The 21,837-nt window shown below is 71.8% G+C and carries 22 protein-coding genes; 13 read left to right on the top strand and 9 right to left on the bottom strand.

What is annotated here, in order from left to right:
• Nucleotides 1–14 precede the first annotated feature (14 nt).
• The 5 genes from CEB94_RS31305 (at nt 15) to CEB94_RS31325 (ending at nt 6,369) form a co-directional block, all read left to right on the top strand.
• Nucleotides 15–1,367, top strand: a complete 1,353-nt coding sequence (locus CEB94_RS31305) for an ABC transporter substrate-binding protein (RefSeq protein ID WP_246111965.1) — start codon at nt 15–17, stop codon at nt 1,365–1,367.
• Nucleotides 1,368–1,456: 89 nt separating this feature from the next.
• Nucleotides 1,457–2,398, top strand: a complete 942-nt coding sequence (locus CEB94_RS31310; protein WP_175435367.1) for a carbohydrate ABC transporter permease — start codon at nt 1,457–1,459, stop codon at nt 2,396–2,398.
• Nucleotides 2,395–3,213, top strand: a complete 819-nt coding sequence (locus CEB94_RS31315) for a carbohydrate ABC transporter permease (RefSeq protein WP_175435368.1) — start codon at nt 2,395–2,397, stop codon at nt 3,211–3,213. The genes CEB94_RS31310 and CEB94_RS31315 overlap by 4 nt, the downstream gene beginning before the upstream one ends.
• A 29-nt stretch (nt 3,214–3,242) precedes the next feature.
• The gene (locus tag CEB94_RS31320; RefSeq protein WP_175435369.1) at nt 3,243–5,297 is read left to right on the top strand and encodes a beta-galactosidase; all 2,055 of its coding nucleotides are present in this window, start codon (nt 3,243–3,245) and stop codon (nt 5,295–5,297) included.
• A gap of 133 nt (nt 5,298–5,430) precedes the next feature.
• Nucleotides 5,431–6,369: a Dyp-type peroxidase gene (locus CEB94_RS31325; RefSeq protein ID WP_175435370.1), complete on the top strand. Its 939-nt coding sequence runs from the start codon at nt 5,431–5,433 to the stop codon at nt 6,367–6,369.
• Here CEB94_RS31325 and CEB94_RS31330 read toward each other — a convergent pair.
• Genes CEB94_RS31330 through CEB94_RS31340 form a run of 3 tightly spaced genes read right to left on the bottom strand, consistent with a single transcriptional unit; the run spans nt 6,294 to nt 8,860 of the window.
• Nucleotides 6,294–7,085, bottom strand: a complete 792-nt coding sequence (locus tag CEB94_RS31330; RefSeq protein ID WP_175435371.1) for an FAD:protein FMN transferase — start codon at nt 7,083–7,085, stop codon at nt 6,294–6,296. The genes CEB94_RS31325 and CEB94_RS31330 overlap by 76 nt on opposite strands.
• Nucleotides 7,086–7,089: 4 nt before the next feature.
• Entirely contained in the window at nt 7,090–7,506 is a 417-nt protein-coding gene (locus CEB94_RS31335; protein WP_175435372.1) for an FMN-binding protein, read from the bottom strand.
• A gap of 13 nt (nt 7,507–7,519) precedes the next feature.
• On the bottom strand, nt 7,520–8,860 hold the full coding sequence (locus CEB94_RS31340; RefSeq protein ID WP_246111966.1) for a ferredoxin reductase family protein: 1,341 nt from the start codon (nt 8,858–8,860) through the stop codon (nt 7,520–7,522).
• A 152-nt stretch (nt 8,861–9,012) separates the two neighbouring features.
• Here CEB94_RS31340 and CEB94_RS31345 point away from each other — a divergent pair, with 152 nt between their 5' ends.
• From CEB94_RS31345 to CEB94_RS31370, 6 genes are all read left to right on the top strand, one after another.
• A complete protein-coding gene (locus CEB94_RS31345; RefSeq protein ID WP_175435373.1) occupies nt 9,013–9,711 on the top strand; it encodes a response regulator transcription factor in 699 nt (232 codons plus the stop codon).
• Nucleotides 9,708–11,171 (top strand): sensor histidine kinase, encoded by a 1,464-nt coding sequence (locus CEB94_RS31350; protein ID WP_175435374.1) that lies wholly within the window; start codon nt 9,708–9,710, stop codon nt 11,169–11,171. Before CEB94_RS31345 ends, CEB94_RS31350 begins: the two co-directional genes overlap by 4 nt.
• A gap of 80 nt (nt 11,172–11,251) precedes the next feature.
• Nucleotides 11,252–12,376 carry an ABC transporter ATP-binding protein gene (locus CEB94_RS31355; RefSeq protein ID WP_175435375.1) on the top strand — a complete coding sequence of 375 codons (1,125 nt, stop codon included), beginning with the start codon at nt 11,252–11,254 and terminating at the stop codon, nt 12,374–12,376.
• Nucleotides 12,373–13,077, top strand: a complete 705-nt coding sequence (locus CEB94_RS31360) for an ABC transporter permease (RefSeq protein WP_175435376.1) — start codon at nt 12,373–12,375, stop codon at nt 13,075–13,077. Before CEB94_RS31355 ends, CEB94_RS31360 begins: the two co-directional genes overlap by 4 nt.
• On the top strand, nt 13,074–13,739 hold the full coding sequence (locus tag CEB94_RS31365; protein WP_175435377.1) for an ABC transporter permease: 666 nt from the start codon (nt 13,074–13,076) through the stop codon (nt 13,737–13,739). Before CEB94_RS31360 ends, CEB94_RS31365 begins: the two co-directional genes overlap by 4 nt.
• 92 nt (nt 13,740–13,831) lie before the next feature.
• On the top strand, nt 13,832–14,788 hold the full coding sequence (locus CEB94_RS31370) for an ABC transporter substrate-binding protein (protein ID WP_175435378.1): 957 nt from the start codon (nt 13,832–13,834) through the stop codon (nt 14,786–14,788).
• Between the two features lie 2 nt (nt 14,789–14,790).
• Here CEB94_RS31370 and CEB94_RS31375 read toward each other — a convergent pair whose 3' ends face one another.
• The 5 genes from CEB94_RS31375 to CEB94_RS31395 all read right to left on the bottom strand — a co-directional run bounded on the left by CEB94_RS31375 (nt 14,791) and on the right by CEB94_RS31395 (nt 19,866).
• The gene (locus tag CEB94_RS31375; RefSeq protein WP_175435379.1) at nt 14,791–15,375 is read right to left on the bottom strand and encodes a GTP-binding protein; all 585 of its coding nucleotides are present in this window, start codon (nt 15,373–15,375) and stop codon (nt 14,791–14,793) included.
• Nucleotides 15,362–15,721, bottom strand: coding sequence for a DUF742 domain-containing protein (locus tag CEB94_RS31380; protein ID WP_175435380.1), 360 nt, complete (start codon nt 15,719–15,721; stop codon nt 15,362–15,364). Before CEB94_RS31380 ends, CEB94_RS31375 begins: the two co-directional genes overlap by 14 nt.
• A gap of 1 nt (nt 15,722) precedes the next feature.
• A complete protein-coding gene (locus tag CEB94_RS31385; RefSeq protein WP_175435381.1) occupies nt 15,723–16,154 on the bottom strand; it encodes a roadblock/LC7 domain-containing protein in 432 nt (143 codons plus the stop codon).
• A gap of 14 nt (nt 16,155–16,168) precedes the next feature.
• Nucleotides 16,169–18,667, bottom strand: coding sequence for a sensor histidine kinase (locus CEB94_RS31390; protein ID WP_175435382.1), 2,499 nt, complete (start codon nt 18,665–18,667; stop codon nt 16,169–16,171).
• Nucleotides 18,668–18,858: 191 nt separating this feature from the next.
• Nucleotides 18,859–19,866, bottom strand: a complete 1,008-nt coding sequence (locus CEB94_RS31395; RefSeq protein ID WP_175435383.1) for a substrate-binding domain-containing protein — start codon at nt 19,864–19,866, stop codon at nt 18,859–18,861.
• Between the two features lie 404 nt (nt 19,867–20,270).
• Between CEB94_RS31395 and CEB94_RS31400 the strand changes: the two genes are divergently transcribed.
• Together CEB94_RS31400 and CEB94_RS31405 are read left to right on the top strand one after the other, a co-directional pair.
• Complete coding sequence (locus CEB94_RS31400) at nt 20,271–20,618, top strand: ArsR/SmtB family transcription factor (RefSeq protein WP_175437228.1); 348 nt, start codon at nt 20,271–20,273, stop codon at nt 20,616–20,618.
• Complete coding sequence (locus tag CEB94_RS31405) at nt 20,608–21,087, top strand: cation-transporting P-type ATPase (protein WP_381107062.1); 480 nt, start codon at nt 20,608–20,610, stop codon at nt 21,085–21,087. The genes CEB94_RS31400 and CEB94_RS31405 overlap by 11 nt, the downstream gene beginning before the upstream one ends.
• Here CEB94_RS31405 and CEB94_RS42290 read toward each other — a convergent pair.
• A complete protein-coding gene (locus CEB94_RS42290) occupies nt 21,078–21,755 on the bottom strand; it encodes a LytR C-terminal domain-containing protein (RefSeq protein ID WP_381107064.1) in 678 nt (225 codons plus the stop codon). The genes CEB94_RS31405 and CEB94_RS42290 overlap by 10 nt on opposite strands.
• Between the last annotated feature and the right edge of the window lie 82 nt (nt 21,756–21,837).

Consider the following 21,837-nt stretch of genomic DNA (forward strand, 5'->3'; position numbering starts at 1 on the left):
ACGTGAGGAGTCACGTGTCGTACCTCCCGGCAGCACCACCCCCTCCGCCCCGCCGCGCCCTGCTGCGCGGTGCCCTCGGCCTCGGCACGGCCGCCGCCCTGACCGCCTGCGGCGGCGGCAGCACCACGCCCCGCACCTCCGGCGACGTCACCCTCGGCCTGTGGACCCACGACCCGGGCTACGAGGCGTTCTTCGACAAGGGCATCCCGGAGGCCGACCGCGCCGGCGACTTCCGCTACCACCTGAAGGTCACCCGCGCCGGCGCCCCGGACGTCGTCACCAAACTGCTCGCCCAGGCCGTCGCCGGACGCGGCACACCCGACCTGGTCGGATTCGAGATCGGCAGCTTCCCGCGCATGCTGCGCGGCGACATCGCCGAGCGGCTGCTGCACGACTTCACACCCGACATCGAGGCCGTGCCCGGGCTGAAGGAGGACCTGCTGCCGGCCCGCACCGCCCCCTTCAGCAGGGACGGCAGGGTCTACGCCTTCGACTCGGACACCCCGATGGTCGTGTACTTCCACCGCCAAGACCTCTTCGAGAAGTACGGCCTCGCCCCGTCCATGGCGACCTGGGAGGAGTTCGCCGAGGCCGGTGCGCGGGTGCACCGGGACCACGAGGCCTCGATGTGCGTCGTCTCCACGGTGGGCAGCGACCCGGGCCAGGTCGTGCAGTCCTTCCAGATGCTGCTCTACCAGCGCGGCGGCGCCTTCTTCGACGCCGACGGGACGCTGGTCCTGGACTCGCCTGAGGCCGAGGAGGTGCTGCGGTTCCTGTGCCGGGGGCTGCGCAGCGGCTTCGTCGTCGAGGTCTCCGACTATTACGGGGCCGGCATGCAGACCGCGCTGAAGCGGGGCCGGGTCATCGGGCTGCCCATGGCCATCTGGTACAAGAACTACGGCCTGGTGACCAATGTGCCCGAGCAGAAGGGCACGTGGCGGGTACGGGCGCTGCCGCGGTTCGCGAAGGGCGGCGGGGTGACCGCCGCGCTCGGCGGCACCGGTTTCGGCGTCGTGGAGGGCAAGGCCAACACCCGGGCGGCGACGGAGTTCCTCTTCAGGACCTGGCTCACGCACGAGGGGCAGGTCCGCCGGTTCACCGAGACCGGATATCTGCCCACACGGCGGTCGGTGTACGAGGATCCCCGGCTGGGTGCCTACCAGGACGAGTTCTGCGGCGGGCAGCGGCTGTTCGGGCTGTATCGCGCGCTGCTGCCGGATGTGCCGCCGTTTCACCAGAGCCCCGACCAGTCGATTCTCTACGACGTCCTGGGCGGGAACCTCTTGCGCGCCTATCACGGTGACCTGTCGCCACGTCAGGCCTTGAAGCAGACGGCGGCGGATTTTCGTGACCAGGCCGGTCGGTAATTCGTCTGCGGACCGTTGTGGCTTGTCGCGCAGTTCCCCGCGCCCCTTGAGGCCCGCTGTCGATCTCGGCGTGTGAGGAGTAATCCACTATGACCACCACCGTTGCCGGGCCGCCCGGCGCTGCCCCCGCGCGCAGCGCCCCGAAAGGGGAGGAGCGACGCCCCCGCCGGCCCTGGGCGCCCTACCTCTTCGTCTCGCCCTTCTACCTGCTCTACGTCCTGTTCATGCTGGTCCCCGTCGGTGTCTCGCTGTGGCTGAGCCTGACCGAGTGGGTCGGGCTCGGGCCCCCGCACTGGGTGGGGCTGCGCAACTACCGGCTGCTCGCCACCGACATCAGCTTCCACCGGGCCCTCGGCAACACCGCCGTGTTCGTGCTGGTCGCCCTCTGCCTGGTCGTCCCGCTCGCCCTGCTGATCGCCCAGGCGCTCAACACCCGGGGGCTGCGCGTGCGCGACCTGTGGCGGACCGCCTACTTCGTACCGATCGTGGTCTCCCCGATCCTGGTCGCACTCATCTTCGGCCTGGTCTTCGACCGGCAGTTCGGGCTGGCGAACGCGCTGCTGCGCGCCCTGTTCGGCACCGGCGGTGCCGACTGGCTCGGCGATCCGGACCTGGCCAGGGTGAGTATCGCCCTGGTCATGCTGTGGCGCTGGACCGGCTACCTCACCGTCTTCTTCCTCGCCGGGCTGCAGAACGTGCCCCGGGAGCTGTACGAGGCCGCCGCACTCGACGGGGCCGGGCGGCTGCGCACCTTCACCACCGTCACCCTGCCGGCGCTGAAGCCCGTGACGGCGTTCGTCGTCGTCACCTCCTTCATCGGAGCGGCCCAGATCTTCGAGGAGCCGTATCTGCTGACCGGCGGCGGACCGGCCGAGTCCACCCTGTCGGTGACCATGTTCATCTACCGGGCCGCCTTCCAGCGCCAGCAGTTCGGCTACGCCGCGGCCGCCGCCGTCGTGCTGTTCGTCCTCGTCTTCGGCCTCAGCCGGCTCTTCAACCGTCTCCTCGGCATCGGAAGGGCCACCTCATGACACGCGCCCGGCTGCCGCTCTACGCCTTCCTGGTCCTGCTGTTCGTGGGCTTCCTCGCCCCGCTGGTGTGGGCGCTGAGCGGCTCGTTCAAACCGCGCGGCGACATCTTCGGCTACCCCCCGAAACTCCTCCCGGACCCCTTCACCCTGGACAACTACCGCACCCTGCTCACCGAGCAGCCCTTCGCCCGCTGGTTCCTGATGAGCACGGTCGTCGCCGCCGTCGCCACGGTCGTGTCCGTCTTCGTGTGCGCGCTCGCCGGCTACGCCTTCGCCAAGTTCCGCTTCGCGGGGAAGCGGCTGCTGTTCAACGTCATGTTCAGCTCGCTGTCGATACCGTTCGCGGTGATCCTCGTGCCGCTGTTCGTGATCCTGGTGAAGACCGGGCTCGGCAGCCCCTGGTTCGCGCTGATCGTGCCGTGGGTGGCGCCCGCGTTCGGGATCTTCATGATGCAGCAGTACATCGTGCAGTCCATCCCGGACTCGGTGCTGGAGGCCGCCCGGATCGACGGCGCGAGCGAGTTCGGCATCTTCCGGACCATCGTGCTGCCCCTGCTGCGGCCCGCGCTGGGCGCGCTCGGCGTCTGGCAGTTCCTGCAGAGCTACAACAGCTTCCTGTGGCCGCTGGTGCTGGTGTCCGACAGCTCCCAGTACACCCTGCCGCTGGGCCTGCAGACCCTGTTCGTGTCGGAGCAGCGGCAGTACGACCTCGTGCTCGCCGGAGCGGTCCTCGCCGTCCTGCCCGCCGTGGCCCTCTTCGTGCTGCTGCGCAAGCAGCTCCTCGAAGGCCTGTCCACGGGCGCGGTCAAGGGCTGACGTCCTGTCAATTCACTGGGAGGAAAAGCATGTTCGAACCGCCCCGACGCGTCCTGTTCGGTGCCGCCTACTACCACGAGTACCAGCCGTACGACCGCCTCGAGGACGACCTCGACCTGATGGCCGAGGCCCGCTTCACGGTCATCCGGGTCGGCGAGTCCGTCTGGTCCACCTGGGAGCCCGAGAACGGCCGTTTCGACCTCGACTGGCTCCAGCCGGTCCTGGACGGCGCCCACGAGCGGGGCATCTCCGTGATCCTCGGGACGCCCACGTACGCGGTGCCGCCCTGGCTGGCCCGGCAGTACCCGGAGATCGCGGGGGAGAGCCGCACCGGGCAGCGCATCGGCTGGGGCGCCCGGCAGGAGGCCGACTTCACGCACCCGGCGTTCCGCTTCCATGCCGAGCGGATCATCCGCAAGGTCGCCGAACGGTACGCCGGTCACCCGGCCGTCATCGGCTGGCAGGTCGACAACGAACCCGGCCTGCACCTCTTCCACAACCACGGCGTCTTCCAGCGCTTCACCGACGAACTGCGCCAGACCTACGGCGACGTGGAGACCCTCAACCGGGCATGGGGCCTGGTCTACTGGTCGCACCGGCTGTCCGCCTGGGCCGACCTGTGGACCCCGGACGGCAACGCCCAGCCGCAGTACGACCTCGCGTGGCGGCGCTTCCAGGCCCGGCTCACCACCGAGTTCATCGCCTGGCAGGCCGGCATCGTGCGCGAGTACGCCCGCCCCGGCCAGTTCGTCACGACGTGCATCTCCTACGACCGCCAGGGCGTCGAGGACGACAAGCTCACCGAGCACCTCGACGTCACCGCCGGCAACCCGTACTACACGATGCAGGACGCCCTCACCCTGCCCGACACCGGCGCCGACGGGCAGAACTGGACGACCAACGGCACCTGGGCGCTGTACCGCAGCGCCGACCGCATGTACTCCTCCCGCCAGGAGCCCTTCCTGGTCACCGAGACCGACGCGCAGGCCATCGGCGGGCCCTGGGACAACCGCCCCGCCTACGACGGCCAGTGGCGCCAGGCCGCCTGGGCGCTGATCTCCCGTGGCGCCTCGATGATCGAGTACTGGCACTGGCACACCCTGCACTTCGGTGCCGAGACCTACTGGGGCGGCATCCTCCCGCACAACGGCCGCCCCGGCCGCGTCTACCGTGAACTGGCGGCACTGGGAGCGGAGCTGGAGCAGGCCGGCGACCTGGTGTCGGCCCTCACCCCGGACGCCGATGTCGCCTTCCTCTACGACGGCCCCAGCAAGTGGGCGCTCCAGGGCCAGCCGCCGCTGGCCGGAGCCGACGGAGGCCCGGACGGGCGGTCGTACGAGAGGATCTTCGACGCGTTCTTCCGGGGCGCCTTCGACGCGGGGCTCCAGGCACGCGTGCTGCACCCCGGGCAGCTCCCGGACGCCGGGCTGCCGCCCCTGCTGGTCGTTCCCGCCTACTACGCCGCCGACGACTCCGTCCTCGACCGGCTGCGCTCCCACGCCGAGGCGGGCGGCCATCTCGTCCTCGGCCCCCGCACCGGCTACGGCGACACCGAGGCACGGGCCCGTACAGGCCTGCAGCCGGGCCGGCTGGCCGAGGCGGCCGGGGTGACGTACGACGAGTTCAGCAACCTGCGCGACCCGCTGCCCGTCACCGGCACGGAATGCCTCCCCCTCCCGGCCGACGCGCACGCCCTGCACTGGGCGGACGGGCTGTCACCGCAGGGCGCCGAGACTCTGGCGGCGTACGAGCACCCGCACTTCGGCCGCTGGCCCGCCGCCACCACGCACCGCCACGGCGCCGGACGCATCACCTACGTCGGCACCGTGCCCGACCCGGCCTTCGCCCGCGCCCTGTTCGACCGGTACGCCCCGGACAACGTCTGGCGCCCCGCCCACCCGAGCGTCACGGCGACCTCGGCCACCGCCCGGGACGGCCGCCGGGTGCGCTTCCTGCACAACTGGTCGTGGGAGGAGGTGTCCGTACCGGTGCCGGCGGCCCTGCGGGACGTGCTGTCGGACGCTCCGTACGCCGACGCGGTGCCGCTCGGGCCGTGGGACGTGAAGGTGCTGCGGGAGGAGTAGCTCCGCCCACCATCCTTGCGACCCGGGGAGTTCCGGCCGCCTGTTCGCTGGGAATCGTGTCAGGGGCGTGGGCCGTGCCGTCCCGGAGGGGGAGCGGGCGGGCCGTGCCGTCCGGGCGAAGGGATGGGAAGCCATGACGTCACCGCTGCCCTCGGGAGAGACGCTGCCGCAACCGGTGCTGAACCCGCCGGCGTCGGTCGCGGTGTTCCTGGTCGCCACGATCGAACCGGGTGGGGAAGGCGCCGTACGGGAGGTGCTGGGCTCCCTCGCGGGTCTGGTGCGGTCCGTCGGCTTCCCCAGTCCCGACGGCGGGCTGGGCTGCGTCGCCGGGGCCGGGTCCCAGGCGTGGGGCCGGCTGTTCGGCGGCCCGCGGCCCGCCGAGCTGCACCCGTTCCGTGAACTGGCCGGGCCCCGGCATCACGCCCCGTCCACCCCCGGCGACCTGTTCTTCCACATCAGGGCCGCCCGCACCGACCTGTGCTTCGCGCTGGCCGCCGAGCTGGTGCGGCGGCTGCGCTGCGCGGTCACCGTGCGGGACGAGACGCAGGCCTTCTCCTACTTCGACTCACGCAACCTGCTCGGCTTCGTCGACGGCACCGAGAACCCGGTCGGGCAGGCCGCGGCCGACGCGGCGCTGGTCGGCGAGGAGGATCCCGGCTTCCGGGGCGGCAGTTACGCGCTGGTGCAGAAGTACCTGCACGACGTGGACGCCTGGGACGCCCTGGCCGTCGAGGCGCAGGAGAAGATCATCGGCCGCAGCAAGCTCACCAACCTGGAACTGGACGCGCCCGGTTCGCACAAGGACGTCAACACCGTCCTCGGCCCGGACGGTGCGGAGCAGAAGATCCTTCGCTCGGCGATGCCGTTCGGCAGGCCCGGGCACGGGGAGTTCGGCACGTACTTCGTGGCCTACGCGCGCACGCCCGGGATACCCGAGACGATGCTGCGCAAGATGTTCCTGGGCGGGCCGGGCTCGGGACCCGACCCGCTGCTGGACTACTCGCGCGCCGTCACCGGCAGCCTGTTCTTCGTACCCCCGGCGGGCTTCCTGGAAGCCCTGTCCGACAGTTGACCCCCCGCCACCGGGAATCCCGCACTGCGCAGCACGCGCCGTTCCGCGTCCACGGCGAACACCTCGCAGCCGTCGCGGGCCGCTGCCCACGCGATGCCCTCCACGCCGAGTGCGAAGGCCGCTGTCGCGACCGTGTCCGCCTCCGTCAGGGTCGGGGCCACCACCGTCATGCTGAGCAGTCCCCTCGCAGGGCGGCCGGTGCGGCCGTCGAGGATGTGGTCGCCGCGTTCGTAGCGGGCGGAGGTCGCCACGGCCCGGTCCGTGAGGTCCAGCACCGTGCACAGCCGGTCGGCGTGTTCGGGATGGCGTACGCCGACGCGCCAGGGCCCGCCGGAGGCGATCACGTCGCCGCCCGCATTGAGGCAGAAGCGGCGCGCCCCGGCCGCCCTCAGCAGCTCCGCTCCCCTCTGCACCGACCAGCCTTTCACCACGGCGCAGGGGTCGAGGCCGCGGCCGGGCAGGCGCACGTCGAAGGCGCCGTCCGTCGCGATCCGGTACTCCTCGCACAGGGCCAGGACCTCCCGGAGGTCCCGGCCGGGCTGCGCCACCTCGCCCCGGTCCAGCCGGGAGACCTCGCTGTCCGCCCGGAACGGGCTGAACCGCGCGTCGACCTCGCGCAGCCACGCGAACAGGGCGTCCACCGGTACCCCGGGGAAGTCCTCGTCGTCGATGCGCACCGACACCGGGAACCCCATGACGTGCTCGACGCGCCGCATCCCGTCAGCCCTTCGCGTCGAGGGCGGCCTGGAGGGACTCCCTGTAGCCGTCGCTGGTGATCGTGGCGCCGGACACCGTGTCGATGTCCGCGCTCTGCGCCCGCAGGGTCTCCTCGATCAGCTGCGGTACCGCGGCCCTGGTCTGCGGATGGTCCGGCTGCCGCAGCATCCGCACCGAGGCGATCTTGTCGCCCTCGAAGGTGACCTCGACCCGCACCGGTCCCTTCTCGGTGTCGATCGTGGACCCCGACACCACCGTGGACGTCGTGCCACCGGGCCCCGCCGACGACGAGACCGAGGGCGTCGACGCGGGCTCCGCGGCCTGCGTGGACGACGACCCGGTGTCGGGTGAGGGCGCGTAGCGCCAGAGCGGGATCAGGCCCGCCACACTGAGGACGAGGACGGGTATGGCTCGCTTCACGAATCTCTCCTCGTCATCCGGCCAGGCTGAAGCGTTCGAAGTGGGTCTGCGAACCGGGCACGCCCAGCTCACGCAGGCTGGCGAGCACCGCGTTCATCATCGGCGGCGGCCCGCACAGGTAGACGTCCCGCTCGGCGATGTCCGGCACCAGCCGGGCGAGCTCCCCGGGCGCCAGCCGGTCCGGCACGGGCGGCCCGGTCACCAGGTGCAGCTCGGCCCCCTTGGCCGACGCGAGGTCGCGCAGTTCGTCGTGGAGGACGGCGTCCCGGTCCGTCGCGACCCGGTAGATCACGACCGCGTGGCCGTGCAGTTCCTCCAGCAGGGCCCGAATCGGCGTGACACCGACGCCACCGGCGATGAGCACGGCGTCCGGCCGGGTGCGGTGCAGACTGGTGAAGGCGCCGTAGGGGCCCTCGGCGAACACGCGCGTGCCGACCTTCAGGTGCCGCAGGGCCGCACTGCCGTCACCGGCCCGCTTGACGGTCAGGCGCAGCGTGCGGCCGTCCGGGGCGGCCGACAGGGAGAACGGGTTCGCCTGCCACCAGCGGTCCTTCGTCAGGAACCGCCACAGGAAGAACTGCCCGGCCCGGGCGGGCAGCCGGTCCAGGTCGCGGCCCGTGACGTAGACCGAGACGACGTGGTCGTTCTCCGGGACGACGGCCGTGACCCGGAGCCGGTGACGCAGGTTGCGCCACAGCGGCAGCACCAGCCGGCCGGCGAACACCGAGGCCAGGGCCACGCCCCACACGGCGTACCAGTACGTCGTCGCTACGGACGACGAGGCGAACGTCGTACCCGCCGCCACCTGGTGCGTGAACGCCAGGACCACCGCCACGTAGGTGTACAGGTGGATGAAGTGCCAGGTCTCGTACGCCAGCCGGCGCCGGGCGTAGCGGGCCGAGACCGCCCCGACCACGAGGATGATCGCCAGGGCGACGATCGCCCGCAGCACGCCCTCGACCGTCTCGGCGAGGTCCACCAGCTGGTTCACCGGGTCCAGGGACGAGGACTCGGCGTATCCGAAGACGATGAACACCACGTGCGCCAGCAGCAGCCACAGCACCGAGAAGCCCGTCCAGCGGTGCCAGGACGTCAGCCGGTCCATGCCGATCCGCCGGTCGAACCACGGCAGCCGGGCCACCAGCAGCAGCTGGAACGCCATGAGCAGTGCCGCGTACAGCCCGGCCAGTCTGCCCAGCACGATCAGCGCGTTGGAGGCGAAACCGGCCTGCGCGAAGAACACGGCCACGGTGACCGCGTTCGCCAGCAGCACCGCGTACAGGCCGGTGCGGCCCACCACTCGGGGTCGCACGCCCGGGCGGGTCGCCGCGGGAGGTTGATGGAGGGTCGTCACGGTCGGCAGCTCCTTGATCGGATCCTGGGATACCGAGCTTGGCGCGGGGGAGCTGTCGGAAAGCTGTCGCTCAACTTTCAAGTGTCTATCGATCCCGCCGCGGGAGGGCGGGCGGCTATGGCGGCACGGGACCCGTGCAGCACTATGAGGTCGTGGAAAAAGTACGACTTCTCGTCGTCGACGACGACCCGCCCATCGCCGATCTCGTCGCGACCGTCGCCCGCTACGAGGGCTGGGAGGCGGTCACGGCGTACACCGGCGAGGACGCGCTGCGGCGGGCCGCCGAGTTCCACCCGGACATCGTGGTGCTCGACCTGATGCTGCCCGGCGTGGACGGCTTCGGCGTCCTGGACCGGCTGCGCGCCTCCGGCACGATGGTGCCGGTGGTGTTCCTCACCGCGCGCGACGGCGTCGCCGACCGGGTCGCGGGCCTCACCCGGGGCGGCGACGACTACCTGGTCAAGCCGTTCGCCGTGGAGGAGCTGATGGCCCGGCTGCGGACCGTGCTGCGGCGCAGCGCGGGCCCCGCCTTCCAGCGGTCCGTGCTCCAGGTCGGCGACCTGGCCATGGACGAGGACACCCGGGAGGTCCGGCGCGGCGACAGGCTGCTGTCGCTGACCCCGACCGAGTACGAGGTGCTGCGCTACCTCATGCGCAAGTCGCCCACCGTGCTCACGAAGGCGCAGATCCTCGACCACGTGTGGGAGTACGGCTTCGGCGGCCGCTCCAACGTCGTCGAGCTGGTCGTCAGCCGGCTGCGCCGCAAGCTCGACGAGACCGACGACGCCGCCTCGCCGCTCATCCACACCGTGCGCGGGTTCGGGTACGTGCTGCGGCAGGCCGCCGAGTGATCGCCCGGCTGCGAGGGGCCTACCGCGGGATGCGGCTGGGCACCCGGCTGGCCCTCGGCCTCGGCGCCCTTTCCCTGGTCGTGTTCGCCGTCGTCGGCACGGCCCTGACCACGTACATGCGGGACTACCTCTCCGCCCAGCTCGACACCCAGCTCGCGCAGGCCCAGATCGCCCAGTCCAAGAGCATCGCGGACTACGGCACCCTCTCGGGCAAGAAGTACTACAGCTGGTTCTACGCCGTGTACGACGTGTCGGACGGCAGGACCGAGCTCCGCAGGCCCGAGGACCCCGCCGATCTGCCCAAGGACGTCGACGACTTCACCTCGCTGGCCCGGGCGCAGACCGCCGCGCACACCGAACTCCTGCGCACCGAGCACCTCAAGGGCGCGGGCTCCTACCGGCTGCGCGCCTGCGAGGTCGAGCCCGGGGTGGTCCTGGTGAGCGCCGCGCCCATGGACGACATCGAGGACACGGTCGGGCAGCTCGTCACCCTCCAGGTCGTCGCCTTCGGGCTCGCGCTGCTCGCACTGGTGATCTTCGGCCGCCGGATGCTGCGCCGCGGTCTGAAGCCGCTCAGCGACATGGCGTCCACCGCACACGGCATCGCCTCGCACGACCTGACCGAGTCGGCGGCCCGGCTGCCGCTGCGCGTCGACGGCCGGGACGGCGGGCCCGAGGTGGACGAACTGCGCACCGCCTTCAACACGATGCTGGAGCACATCGACGACTCCCTCGCCGTGCGCGCCGAGGCCGAGCAGCGGCTGCGCCGTTTCGTCGCCGACGCCTCGCACGAGCTGCGCACCCCGCTGATGTCGGTGCGCGGTTACGCCGACCTCTTCCAGTACGCCGCCGCCAACGCCCCTGAGGAACGCGACCGGCACCTGGCCCGGCTGCGCGCCGAGGCCGCCCGCATGGGCGTCCTCCTGGACGACCTGCTGCTGCTCGCCCGGCTGGACGCGGCGGAGGTGGAGGCGCCGCTGCGCCTGCAGGAGGCCGACCTCGGGGAGCTGGTGGGCCAGGCCGCGGACGCCTTCCGCGCGGGCCGCCCCGGCCATCCCCTGACCGTCCTGGCCGGTCCGGCGCCGGTGCGGCTGCTGATGGACCCGCAACGCATCCGCCAGGTCCTCGACAACCTCCTGGCCAACGCCGCGGTGCACACCCCGGCGGGGACGAAGGTGTCGGTGGAGGTGGCCGTCGTGCCCGGCGCGGCCGAGGTGCGGGTCGCCGACGCGGGGCCGGGCATCCCGCCCGGTGACCGGGCCCGCGTCTTCGACCGCTTCTACCGCGTCGACAAGGCCCGCAGCCGCGACCGCGACCGCGGCGGCAGCGGCCTCGGCCTGGCGGTCGCCCGGTCCCTGGTCCGCGCCCACGGCGGCCGCATCGAACTGAACAGCGCACCGGGAGCGACGGTGTTCACCGTGCGCCTGCCCGTGCGGGGCGTACGCCCTGCGGACCGGTGAAAGGCGCCCTCTAGACTCGACCGGAAACAGCCCGTACGACCCTGGCCAACGCTTCCGCCAACCCGAAGGGCTCCGGCGCCTTGATACGGATCGAATCAGTCACCAAGCGCTATCCGGACGGCACGGTGGCGGTCGACCGGCTCTCCCTGGAGATACCCGACCGCTCGATCACCGTCCTCGTCGGACCCTCGGGCTGCGGCAAGACGACCACCCTGCGGATGATCAACCGGATGGTCGAACCGAGCGAGGGAACGATCCTCCTCGACGGCGAGGACATCCAGCGCCGGCCCGTCACCACCCTGCGCCGGTCCATGGGTTACGTCATCCAGAACGCCGGGCTCTTCCAGCACCGCACGATCCTCGACAACATCGCCACCGTGCCCCGCGTGCTCGGCTGGGGCAAGCAGAAGGCCCGGGCCCGGGCGGCCGAGCTGATGGAGCGGGTGGGCCTCGACGCCGCGCTCGCCAAGCGGTACCCGTACCAGCTGTCCGGGGGCCAGCAGCAGCGCGTCGGCGTGGCCCGGGCGCTCGCCGCCGACCCGCCCGTGCTGCTCATGGACGAGCCGTTCTCGGCGGTCGACCCGGTCGTGCGCAAGGGCCTCCAGGACGAACTGCTGCGCATTCAGGACGAGTTGGGCAAGACCATCGTCTTCGTCACCCACGACATCGACGAGGCGATCAAACTCGGCACGATGGTCGCCGTGATGCGCGAGGGCGGGCACCTCGCCCAGTACGCACCCCCGGCCGAGCTGCTGTCCCACCCCGCCGACGCCTTCGTCGAGGACTTCCTCGGCGCCGACCGCGGCATCCGGCGGCTGTCGTTCTTCCCCTCCGCCGAACTCCCGCTGACCACCGGCCCGGTGATCCCGGCCGACGCCACCGCCGAGCAGATCGCCGCCCCCGGCGAGCCCTGGCTCCTGGTCACCGACGCCGACGGCAGCCCCCTCGGCTGGGCCGAGCGGCGCGACCTCACGGCCGGTGACATCAAGGCCGGCCGGCTCGTCCCGCACGGGCGGCCCTTCGTCCCCGGCACCGACTCCCTGCGGGCCGCCCTCGACTGCGCCGTGCTCTCCCCGGCCGGGTACGCCGTCGCCGTGGACGGCACCGGGCGCGTGACCGGCGTGGTCTCGCAAGCGACCATCGGCGAGGCGATCCGCGACGCCCACGCCGCCGGTCACGCCGACGAGGCCAAGGTCGCGTCGTGAACGGCTTCTTCGACATCCCGAGCGACCTCCAGCACAGCTACCTCGGCCTGATCGGACTGCATCTGCGCGAGGCCCTGCTGCCCGTGCTGGCCGGGCTGCTGCTCGCGCTGCCGCTCGCCCAGCTCTGCGTACGCTTCCGCTGGCTGTACGCGCCCGTGCTCGGCGCCACCACCATCTTCTACGCCGTCCCGTCGCTGGCCTTCTTCGTCGTCCTCATCGACTACACCGGCCAGACCGAGCTGACCGTGATGATCCCGCTGGCCGTGTACAGCCTCGTGGTGCTCGTCCCGGCCATCGTCGACGGGGTGCGGTCCGTGCCCCAGGAGACCCTGGCCGCGGCCACCGCCATGGGGTTCGGCCCCGTACGCCGCTACCTCCAGGTGCAGTTGCCGATCGCGGTGCCCGCCATCATCGCCGGGCTCAGGGTCGCCACCGTCTCCAGCATCTCCCTGGTCAGCGTCGGCACCCTCATCGGCAACCAGGGCGCCCTCGGCAACCTGCTCGCCGACGCGCAGAAGTACGACCGGCCCGAACTGGCCGTCAACTCCGTGATCACGACGGCCGTCCTGGCCATCGTGTGCGACGCCCTGCTGGTGCTCCTCCGCGTCGTGCTGACCCCGTGGATGCCGAACGGCACCCGCAGGCGCCCGAAGCCCCGCGTGCGGCGGCGACTGCCCGCCCCCCAGGACGTGACCCGGTGAACGTACTGAACTTCGTCAACGCCTTCTTCAGCGACAGCGCCCACTGGCACGGCTACGACGGCATCCCGCAACGCCTGCTCGAACACGTCCAGTACTCGGCTCTGGCCCTCGCCCTCGCCGCCGCGATCGGTCTGCCCGTCGGACTGCTCACCGGGCACACCGGGCGGGGCGGCAACGCCCTCGCGTTCATCGCCACCGCGGCCCGCGCGCTGCCCAGTTTCGGCCTGCTGGTGCTGATCGTCATCGTGATGGGCTTCGGCCTGCTGCCCGTGATGATCCCCCTGGTCATCCTCGCCGTACCGCCGATCCTGGTGACCACCTACGAGGCCGTCCGCACCGTCGACCCGTCCCCGGTGGACGCCGCCCGCGGCATGGGCATGCACGAGTCGCGGATCCTCTTCCAGGTCGAACTGCCGGTCGCGCTGCCGCTGATCCTGAGCGGCCTGCGCTCGGCGGCCATCCAGATCGTGTCGACGGCCACCATCGCCGCCTACGTCAGCCTGGGCGGCCTCGGCCGGTACATCGTCGACGGGCTCTACCAGCGCGACTACGAGAAGGTGGTCGGCGGCGCCACCCTCGTGGCCGTCCTGGCGCTCGTCACGCTGGCGGTGTTCTGGGCGGTGGGCCGCCTGGCCGTGTCGCCGGGGGTGCGCCGACGCTGACGTCGTCACGTGTCTGCGATAAACCGTGTCTGTAATAAACCGTGACCAGGCCGTTCTTGACTGATCGTGAAGCGGCTGGATTGGATCGATGGATGACATCTACCGCGAAGAGCAGCTGGTCCAGGACGAGGCGCACCGGTGCGGCGGTCGCCGCACTCACCGCCGCTGCGGCACTGCTCGCGGGTTGTTCCTCCGGCGACACCTCCGACGACCCCCTGGCGGGCGAGAAGGCGAAGGCGGGCACCGTCGTCGTCGGCTCCAACAACTTCGCCGAGAGCACCCTGCTCGCCGACATCTACGGCGAGGCGCTCAAGGCCAAGGGCATCAAGGTCACCTACAAGCACAACATAGGCAGCCGCGAGACGACGTACGGCCTCATGAAGAACGGCTCCGTCACCGTGCTGCCGGAGTACAACGGCTCGCTGCTCGCCTACCTGGACCCCAAGGCCGGGCAGAAGTCCGCCGAGGCGGTGAACGAGGCCGTCAAGGCCAAGCTCGACAAGAAGCTGACGCTGCTGCGGTCCTCGCCCGCCGAGGACAAGGACTCGGTCACCGTCAACGCCGAGACCGCCGAGAAGTACAAGCTCACCTCCTCGTCCAGCCTCGCGGACCTCAAGGACGCCGCCCCGGACCTGGTGATCGGCGGCTCGCCCGAGTTCCAGACCCGGCACCAGGGCCTGGAGGGCCTGAAGTCCGTGTACGGCCTGGAGTTCAAGTCCTTCAAGGCGCTCGACGCGGGCGGCCCCCTGACCCAGGCGGCGCTGACCAGGAACACCGTCCAGGCCGCCGACATCTTCACCACGGACCCGACCATCGTGAAGGAGAAGTTCGTCGTCCTGAAGGACCCGGAGAACCTCTTCGGGTTCGCGAACGTGACCCCGCTGGTCCACAAGGACGGCCTCTCCCAGAAGGGCGTCGACGCGCTCGACGCGGTCTCGGCCGAGCTGGACACGAAGACGCTCCTGGAGCTGGACGCGCAGGTGCAACTCGAGAAGAAGGACCCGCTGGACGTGGCGCGGGCATGGCTGAAGTCGGCGGGGCTGATCTGACTCTAGTTCCGCACCGCCGACGCGATCAGCTGGTCGATCAGGGCGATCAGCACATCGCGGCACGACTCCCGGTCCCGGGCGTCGCACAGCAGCACCCGCACGTGCTCCGGCACCGCGAGCGCCTCCCGGATGTCCTCGGGCGGGTACGGGTGTTCGCCGTGGAAGCCGTTGACCCCGACGACGAACGGAATGCCCCGGCGCTCGAAGAAGTCGATCGCGGCGAAGCTGGAATCGGGTCTGCGCACGTCGACCAGGACCACGGCACCGAGCGCGCCGAGCGCCAGGTCGTTCCACATGAACCAGAACCGCTGCTGCCCCGGCGTGCCGAACAGGTACAGCACCAGCTCCTGGCTGATGGTGATCCGGCCGAAGTCCAGGGCCACGGTGGTGGCCCGCTTCTCCTCGATGCCGTCGAGGTCGTCGATGCCCAGACCGGCCATGGTCAGGGGTTCCTCGGTGCGCAGCGGGACGATCTCGCTGACCGACCCGACCATGGTGGTCTTGCCGACGCCGAAGCCCCCGGCGATGAGGATCTTGACCGTGTCGGGTGCCGAAGACGTGTCGGTGGCAAGGTCAGAGCCGGCCAAGGCCGTCCCTCACTTTCTGCAGCAGGTCCAGGTCCGGAGTGGTGCGGGAAACGAGGCGCGGCGGGCGAACGGTGATCCGGCCCGCCTCCAGCAGGTCGCACAGCAGGATGACGGCCACGCTCACCGGCAGGTCGAGACGGGCGGCCAGCTCCGCCACGGCGACCGGCTCGGCGCACAGCCGCAGGATCCGGGTGTGCTCGGGCTGGCACCGGGCCGTCGTGGCGGGCGGCGGATCGATCGCCGTGACCGTCGAGATGAGCGTGAAGTCGGCGCGACTGGGCCGGGTCCGGCCGCCGGTCAGAGCGAACGGCCGGACGAGCCTTCCCGCCGAATCACCTACGCCCACCTCACACGCCTGGATCGAGGACGGGTCCGGCCACGCCCCGCGGTGCCGCGCTGAGGTGCTCGCCGATCTTCTTCACCAGCATGTTCATCTGGTACGCCACCACCCCGACGTCCGCGCCCGGCCCGGTCAGCACGACCAGATGGGCACCGGGACCGGCGGAGGTCAGGATCAGATAGCTGTTGGCCATCTCGATGAGGGCCTGGCGCACCGGGCCGCCGCGGAAGTCCATGCTGACGCCCTTGCTGAGGCTCATCAGCCCGGAGGCGGTCGCCGCGAGCCGCTCGGCGTCGTCGCGCAGGAATCCGGTGGACTTGCTGACCACCAGGCCGTCCTCGGAGAGCACCACGGCCTGGTTCACGTCGGCGACGCGCTCCACGAGTCCGGTCAGCAGCTGGTCGAGCTGGGTGTGCGTGGCGGGGATGGGGCGTGTCATTGCGGTGTCCTTCGTCAGCGGTCGGCGGGCGGAGTCGAGGGGACGGGACCGGCGGCGGCCTGCCGGGGTACTGCGGCCGCCTCCTCGTCGTGGGGCGGCTCGGCGTCGTCGTCACGGGCCCGGAGCGTGCCGCGCTGGAAGCCGGCCAGGGAGGACGCGGCGGCTTCCGCGGTGAAGTCGTCCGGGGAGCCGTCGTCGCGGGCGGGCGCGGCCTCTTCGCGCAACTCCTCCACCAGGCTGGTCTGCGGCACCCGGCGGGGGAGCGGGGTGAGACCGTCCCGGCGGGGGACGATTTCGCGGCCGGCGGCCGGGAGGGCGGAGGCGGTGCGGGCCGTGACGAGGGGCCTGGGCTCGCGGGCGGATCCGGCGGCACGCTCCGTGCCCCGCGCTGCCCCGGCGCGCCGGGGCGCCTCACTGTGTTCGGCGTCCATCGAACCCCGTCCGTCCACCGCCACCAGACCGTCCTCGGGGGCGCCGCCGTCCGCCGTGCCGCCGCTCGTGCCTCTCGGGCCGACCGCGACCACGAGGCCGTTGACGCCGGTCCCGTCCCGGGCGGTCCGCGCCTGCGGCGCCGCACCGCCCGCCGTCTCCCGCACCACGATCTCGTGCGGTACCAGCACGATCGCCGTGGTCCCGCCGTACGGCGACGAGCGCAGGGTGACGGTGATGCCGTGCCGGTGGGCCAGCTGGGCGATCACGAACATGCCGAGGCGCAGGTCGTCGGCGAGCGCCACCACGTCGAACTGCGGCGGCACCGCCAGCTGTTCGTTGAAGGACGTGTAGTCCTCCTCCAGCATGCCGAGGCCGCGGTCCTCGACCTCGACGGCCAGGCCCTTGGCCACCATCCCGGCCCGCACCGTGACGGGGCTCGGGGCGGGGGAGTAGGCGGTCGCGTTGTCGATGAGCTCGGCCAGCAGATGGATGACGTCGGCCACCGCGGGCGGCGCGACGTACACCTCCTCCTCGGTGAGCACCTCCACCCGCTGGTACTCGGCGACCTCCCCGACCGCGCTGCGCAGGATGTCCATCAGCGCGACCGGCTCGGTCCAGCTGCGGCCGGGCCGTTCGCCGCTGACGATGACGAGGTTCTCCTCGTAGCGGCGCAACTGGCTGGCCGTGGAGTCCAGTTCGTACAGGCCCTTGAGGATGTCGGGGTCGGTGTGCTCGCGCTCCAGCGTGTCGAGCTTGCTCAGCTGGAGGTTGACCAGGTTCTGGCTCTGCCGCGCTATACCCAGGATGATCTTCTGGAAGCCGCGCCGGGTGTCGGCGAGTTCGACCGCGGTGTGCACGGCCGTGCGCTGGGCGGTGTTGAACGCCCGGGCCACCTGGCCGAGTTCGTCGTGGCCGTAGTCCAGCTCGGTCGTCGCCGACTCCGGGTCGACCGTCTCGCCCCGCTCCAGCCGCGCGACCACATCAGGCAGCCGCTCCTGCGCGAGGCTGACGGCGGCCCGGCGCAGGCCGCGCAGCCGCCGGGACAGCGAGCGGGTGATCCGCCACGACATGCCGACGCACAGCAGCAGCGCGAGCAGCCCGCCGGCGCTCAGCAGAGCCGCCTTGAGCAGCAGGGCCTCCGCTTTGTCGGCACTGCGCTCCAGCAGCCCCGTCGTCTGCTGCTGGATGAGACCCGAGTACCGCACGGACAGCTTGTCCATGGCGGCGTTCCACCGCTTCTGCGCGTCCGGCAGGGCGATCCGGTCGGCGGTGGTGCCGATGTTGCGCGACGCCAGCACCTCGTCCTCGACGGACTGCAGCGTCTGCCACTCCCGGCTCGCCAGGATCTGCTCGGTCTGCGCCTTCGCGCCGCCCGTCAGCTGCGGCACGACCTGGTCCTGGACCAGCCAGCGCCGGGTGTTCACCAGTTCCGTGAACTGCGTCCACGCATCGTCGTCCAGATGCCCGGCGGGCCAGGCCAGGGTCAGCTGCGCGTCCTCCCGGGACACCAGCTCCGCCGCGTGCTCCAGCCCGATCAGCGGCCCGGCCTGCGAGGTGAGGTCGCCGTCGTCGACCTGGGACAGCTCCTGGAAGGCGTGGATCTGGTCGTCGATGATCGAGGAGTACTGGTCCAGCGCCTGCTGCGCGGTGATGTCGGTCGGGTCGTCCACCTGGTCCCGGTAGTACTCCAGGCTGCCCACCGAGCCCAGCACCGAGTACAGCCGGTCGGATATGCGGGAGGGCGCCTTCTCGATCGCGTCCGCCTGCCCGACCAGCTTGGCCACCGCCTTGTCGGTCTCCTCGCGCTGCGCGCCGAGGGCGGCCCGGGAGCCCTTCGGGGAGGCCAGCCAGGCGGCCGACAGGCTGCGCTCCCGCTGCAGCGCGAGCGTCGCGTCGGTGCCCATGGCACCGGTCGACCGGCTGAGCTCCGTCTGGTCGCGCAGCCTGAGGCCCTCCGAGAACATCTGGATCGTCGTCACGCCCCACATGGCGGCGAGGGTGACGCTGGGCACGAGGGCCAGGAGCACCAGGGAAAGGCGTATGGAACCGAGGCGGCGCCGGGCACCTGTCCGTCGAGGCATCGTCGTCCTAGGGCGATCAGCGGGGGGCGGGAAACGGGGAGGCGGAAAGGCCGGGGGGTGTGGGGGACGGGCGCGGGGGTGGTGCCGTCCCGGGCACGGCACATGGGATGCGCAGGATGTTATCCGTACAAGTGGACATGCGGGCCGGGCCTGACCGAAACTTTGGCGACACCCTCACGTGAAGTATCCGGTCACCGGGTCCCGGCGGCCGCGAACCGTGCCACGGCGGCCACGTTCGACTTGGTCACGAAGGCGGGACCGGTGAGCACCGGTGCCGTCCCGCCGCCGCTGACGTTGCCGTTGGTCCGGTACAGCCACAGGGCGTCCACCGCGAGGTAGCCCTGCAGATACGGCTGTTGGTCCACGGCGAACTGCACCTCACCGCTCCGGACCGCCTTGACCAGGTCCTTGTTCAGGTCGAAGGTGGCGACCTCGGCCCTGCTGCCGGACTGCCGCACGGCCTTGACGGCACTGAGCCCGTACTGGGCGCCCAGGGTGACGACCTCGTCGATGCTCGAGTCCTGCCGCAGCCGGGAGGCGATCGTGGCGGTCACCGCGTTCATGTCGCTGCCGTCCACGTACAGGTTGTCGGTGTCGCCGCGGAAGGTCTTGCGCATTCCGGCGCAGCGGGCCTCCAGCGCGACGTTGCCCCGCTCGTGCACCACGCACAGGGCGTGCTCGGCCTTGAGGTCGTCCAGCTTGTCGCCGACGGCCCGGCCCGCGACGGACTCGTCCTGGCCGAAGTACTCCAGGAGCCCGGTCGGCCGCCAGGCGTCGATGCCGGAGTTGAGCCCGACGACGGGTATGCCGGCCGCCTTGGCCTGGGCGACCGGGCCGCGCATCGCCGCCGGCTTGGCCAGGGTCACCGCGATGCCGTCGGCCTTGGCGCGGACCGCGTCCCGCACCAGATCGGCCTGCGCGGCCGGGTCCGCGTCGCCGGCGTACGTCAGGTCGACGCCGTCCTTGGCGGCCGCCGCCTCGGCGCCCCTGCGCACCAGGTCCCAGAAGGCGTCGCCCTTGCCCCCGTGCGTCACCAGGGTGACCTTCATGCCGCCGGACCGGCCTGCCGTATCCGCGTCCGCCCCGTCGTCGGCCGCGCCGAGGAAGGAGCAGCCGGACACCAGCAGACACAGGACGGACGCCAGTGCCGCGACACGGGTGCGTCTCGCGGAGGCGTGCGGCGGGGGAGGAGTGTTCATGGGGGCGGACCTCGCTGTGCGGCCGAGCAAGAGCAGGGTGAGAGTGCGGGCGGGGCCGCAGGGTGTGCACCGACCGGATGACTCTCGCTGGCCGGAGCCAACCGTGTGTGAGCACTGGTCGTCAAGTGAGCAGCCACGTGCCGTGAGTTGATGCTGCCGCATCGTGATGATCTGTCCGACGGGTCGAACGATGACGCCGGGGATGCTCTCACCTCGGCTTTCCGTACCGTCCGTGCGGTTCGGAACCGGCGCATGCCGGTGCCGGTGCCGAGGTGTCCGCGCCGCCGCGGCGAGGCCGCGCACCGCCCGGTGCGTGCAGCACACGCCGTCGAGGTGGGCCCACGAGGCCCGCCTAGACTGGTGCGGCGCGCGGGACGACGGAGGCGACGGAAGGGGCGGTGACGGTGGCGGCAGCCGGCGGTGGCTTCGAGGACCCCTCCCCGGACGTGCTCGCCCAAGCGGCCGCGGCCCTCGGTCTGCTGGCCTCGCCCGCCCGGCTGCACATCGTCTGGACGCTGGCCCGGGGCGAGAGCGACGTGACCGGTCTCGCCGAGCGGGTCGGCGGCGCGCTGCCCGCGGTCAGCCAGCACCTCACCAAACTGAAACTGGCCGGACTCGTCCGCTCCCGCCGCGAGGGCCGCCGGCAGGTGTACTACGTCGACGACCCCGACGTCGTCGAGGTCGTACAACTCCTGGTGGACCGGCTCACCGGCCGTGCGGCACCGGCGCGCCGCCGCCTCCATGGCCTCTGACACCGCCGAGTGCACCACCCTGGGGGTGCTGCGGCGGCTGGAGTCGGGGCCCCGGGGGCTGACCGAGACGGAGGCCGCCTCCCGGCTGGCCGGCTTCGGCGAGAACACGCTGCCGGAGAGCCGTACCCCGTCCTGGCCCCGCCGGTGCGTACGCGCCCTGCGCGATCCCCTCACCGCCGTACTGCTCTGCCTCGGCCTGGTGTCCACCGCCGTCGCCTCCTGGGGCACCGCCGTGGTGATCCTCGCCCTGGTCGCGGTCGGCTGTGTGCTGCGGGCGAGCGGGGAGCACCGGGCCGACCGGTCTCTGACCGCCCTGCGCGAACTGGTCGCCGGCACCGCCACGGTGCTGCGCCGCCCTGACGCCCAGGAGCCACCGGAGCCCCGGGAGACACCGGTCGCCGACCTCGCCACCTTCGCCGTCCTCGCCCTGGCGGCGGCCCGGACCCGGCACCGGCGGCGTCAGCCGTAGGTGAGGTCCGAGCAGGGGTTGTCGTCCGCGGACCGGGCCCCGTCGGCGACCTCGGACGGCACGGCGGTCGAGGCCCGGGAGGCGGACGCGCCCGCCACCGGGCTGTCCGCGTACGACTGCCCGAGGACGACACTGATGCCACTGCCGGTCGAGGACCGGAGCTCCGCCCCGGGGAAGGCCCGCGCCACGGTCCTGGCCCGGTCCTCGAGGCCGGGCCCGTACTCGACCAGCGTGGTGGTGTGGTCCTGGTCGGTCGCCGTCGCCGTGCCCGTGACGGTGAAGCCGTCCCCGGTGAGGGCGGCGGCGCGGGCGGCCAGGCCGGGAACGGCGGTGCCGTTGTGGACGGCGACGTCGATGCCCTCACCGGAGACCGGCGCGGGGGAGGGGGAAGACCCGGAACCGGCTGTTCCGGTCTTCTTGCCGCCGGCGTTCTCGCCGTCGATCGTGCGGTCGGCCCGCAGCGCGGCCCACAGCGCGGCCCATAGGGCGTCCGCGTCCGGCTGGACGATCGCCACCCGGGAACCCTCGTAGCGCCAGGGCAGGGTGACGAACTTGGTGTTGTGCAGGTCGATGTCCTTCAGGGACATCGCGAAGGAGATCAGCTTGTCGGCGGAGCCGAGGCCGGGGACGACGGTGAGCGACTTCGTGGCGGCGTCGGCCAGCGGCAACAGCCGCGTTGGGGGTGAGGCCCTTGCTCTTGATCTCCTTCATCAGGCTTGCGACGAACGCCTGCTGGCGCTTGATCCGGCC

The sequence above is a fragment of the Streptomyces hawaiiensis genome, from assembly GCF_004803895.1.
GTDB classification, from domain to species: Bacteria; Actinomycetota; Actinomycetes; order Streptomycetales; family Streptomycetaceae; genus Streptomyces; species Streptomyces hawaiiensis.

Excerpts from the sequence above, each read along its gene's own strand:
- CEB94_RS31310 (WP_175435367.1), top strand. The coding sequence starts at position 1,457 with ATGACCACCACCGTTGCCGGGCCGCCCGGCGCTGCCCCCGCGCGCAGC.
- CEB94_RS31315 (WP_175435368.1), top strand. The coding sequence starts at position 2,395 with ATGACACGCGCCCGGCTGCCGCTCTACGCCTTCCTGGTCCTGCTGTTC.
- CEB94_RS31320 (WP_175435369.1), top strand. The coding sequence starts at position 3,243 with ATGTTCGAACCGCCCCGACGCGTCCTGTTCGGTGCCGCCTACTACCAC.
- CEB94_RS31325 (WP_175435370.1), top strand. The coding sequence starts at position 5,431 with ATGACGTCACCGCTGCCCTCGGGAGAGACGCTGCCGCAACCGGTGCTG.
- CEB94_RS31330 (WP_175435371.1), bottom strand. The coding sequence starts at position 7,085 with ATGCGGCGCGTCGAGCACGTCATGGGGTTCCCGGTGTCGGTGCGCATC.
- CEB94_RS31370 (WP_175435378.1), top strand. The coding sequence starts at position 13,832 with ATGACATCTACCGCGAAGAGCAGCTGGTCCAGGACGAGGCGCACCGGT.
- CEB94_RS31385 (WP_175435381.1), bottom strand. The coding sequence starts at position 16,154 with ATGACACGCCCCATCCCCGCCACGCACACCCAGCTCGACCAGCTGCTG.
- CEB94_RS31390 (WP_175435382.1), bottom strand. The coding sequence starts at position 18,667 with ATGCCTCGACGGACAGGTGCCCGGCGCCGCCTCGGTTCCATACGCCTT.
- CEB94_RS31395 (WP_175435383.1), bottom strand. The coding sequence starts at position 19,866 with ATGAACACTCCTCCCCCGCCGCACGCCTCCGCGAGACGCACCCGTGTC.
- CEB94_RS31405 (WP_381107062.1), top strand. The coding sequence starts at position 20,608 with ATGGCCTCTGACACCGCCGAGTGCACCACCCTGGGGGTGCTGCGGCGG.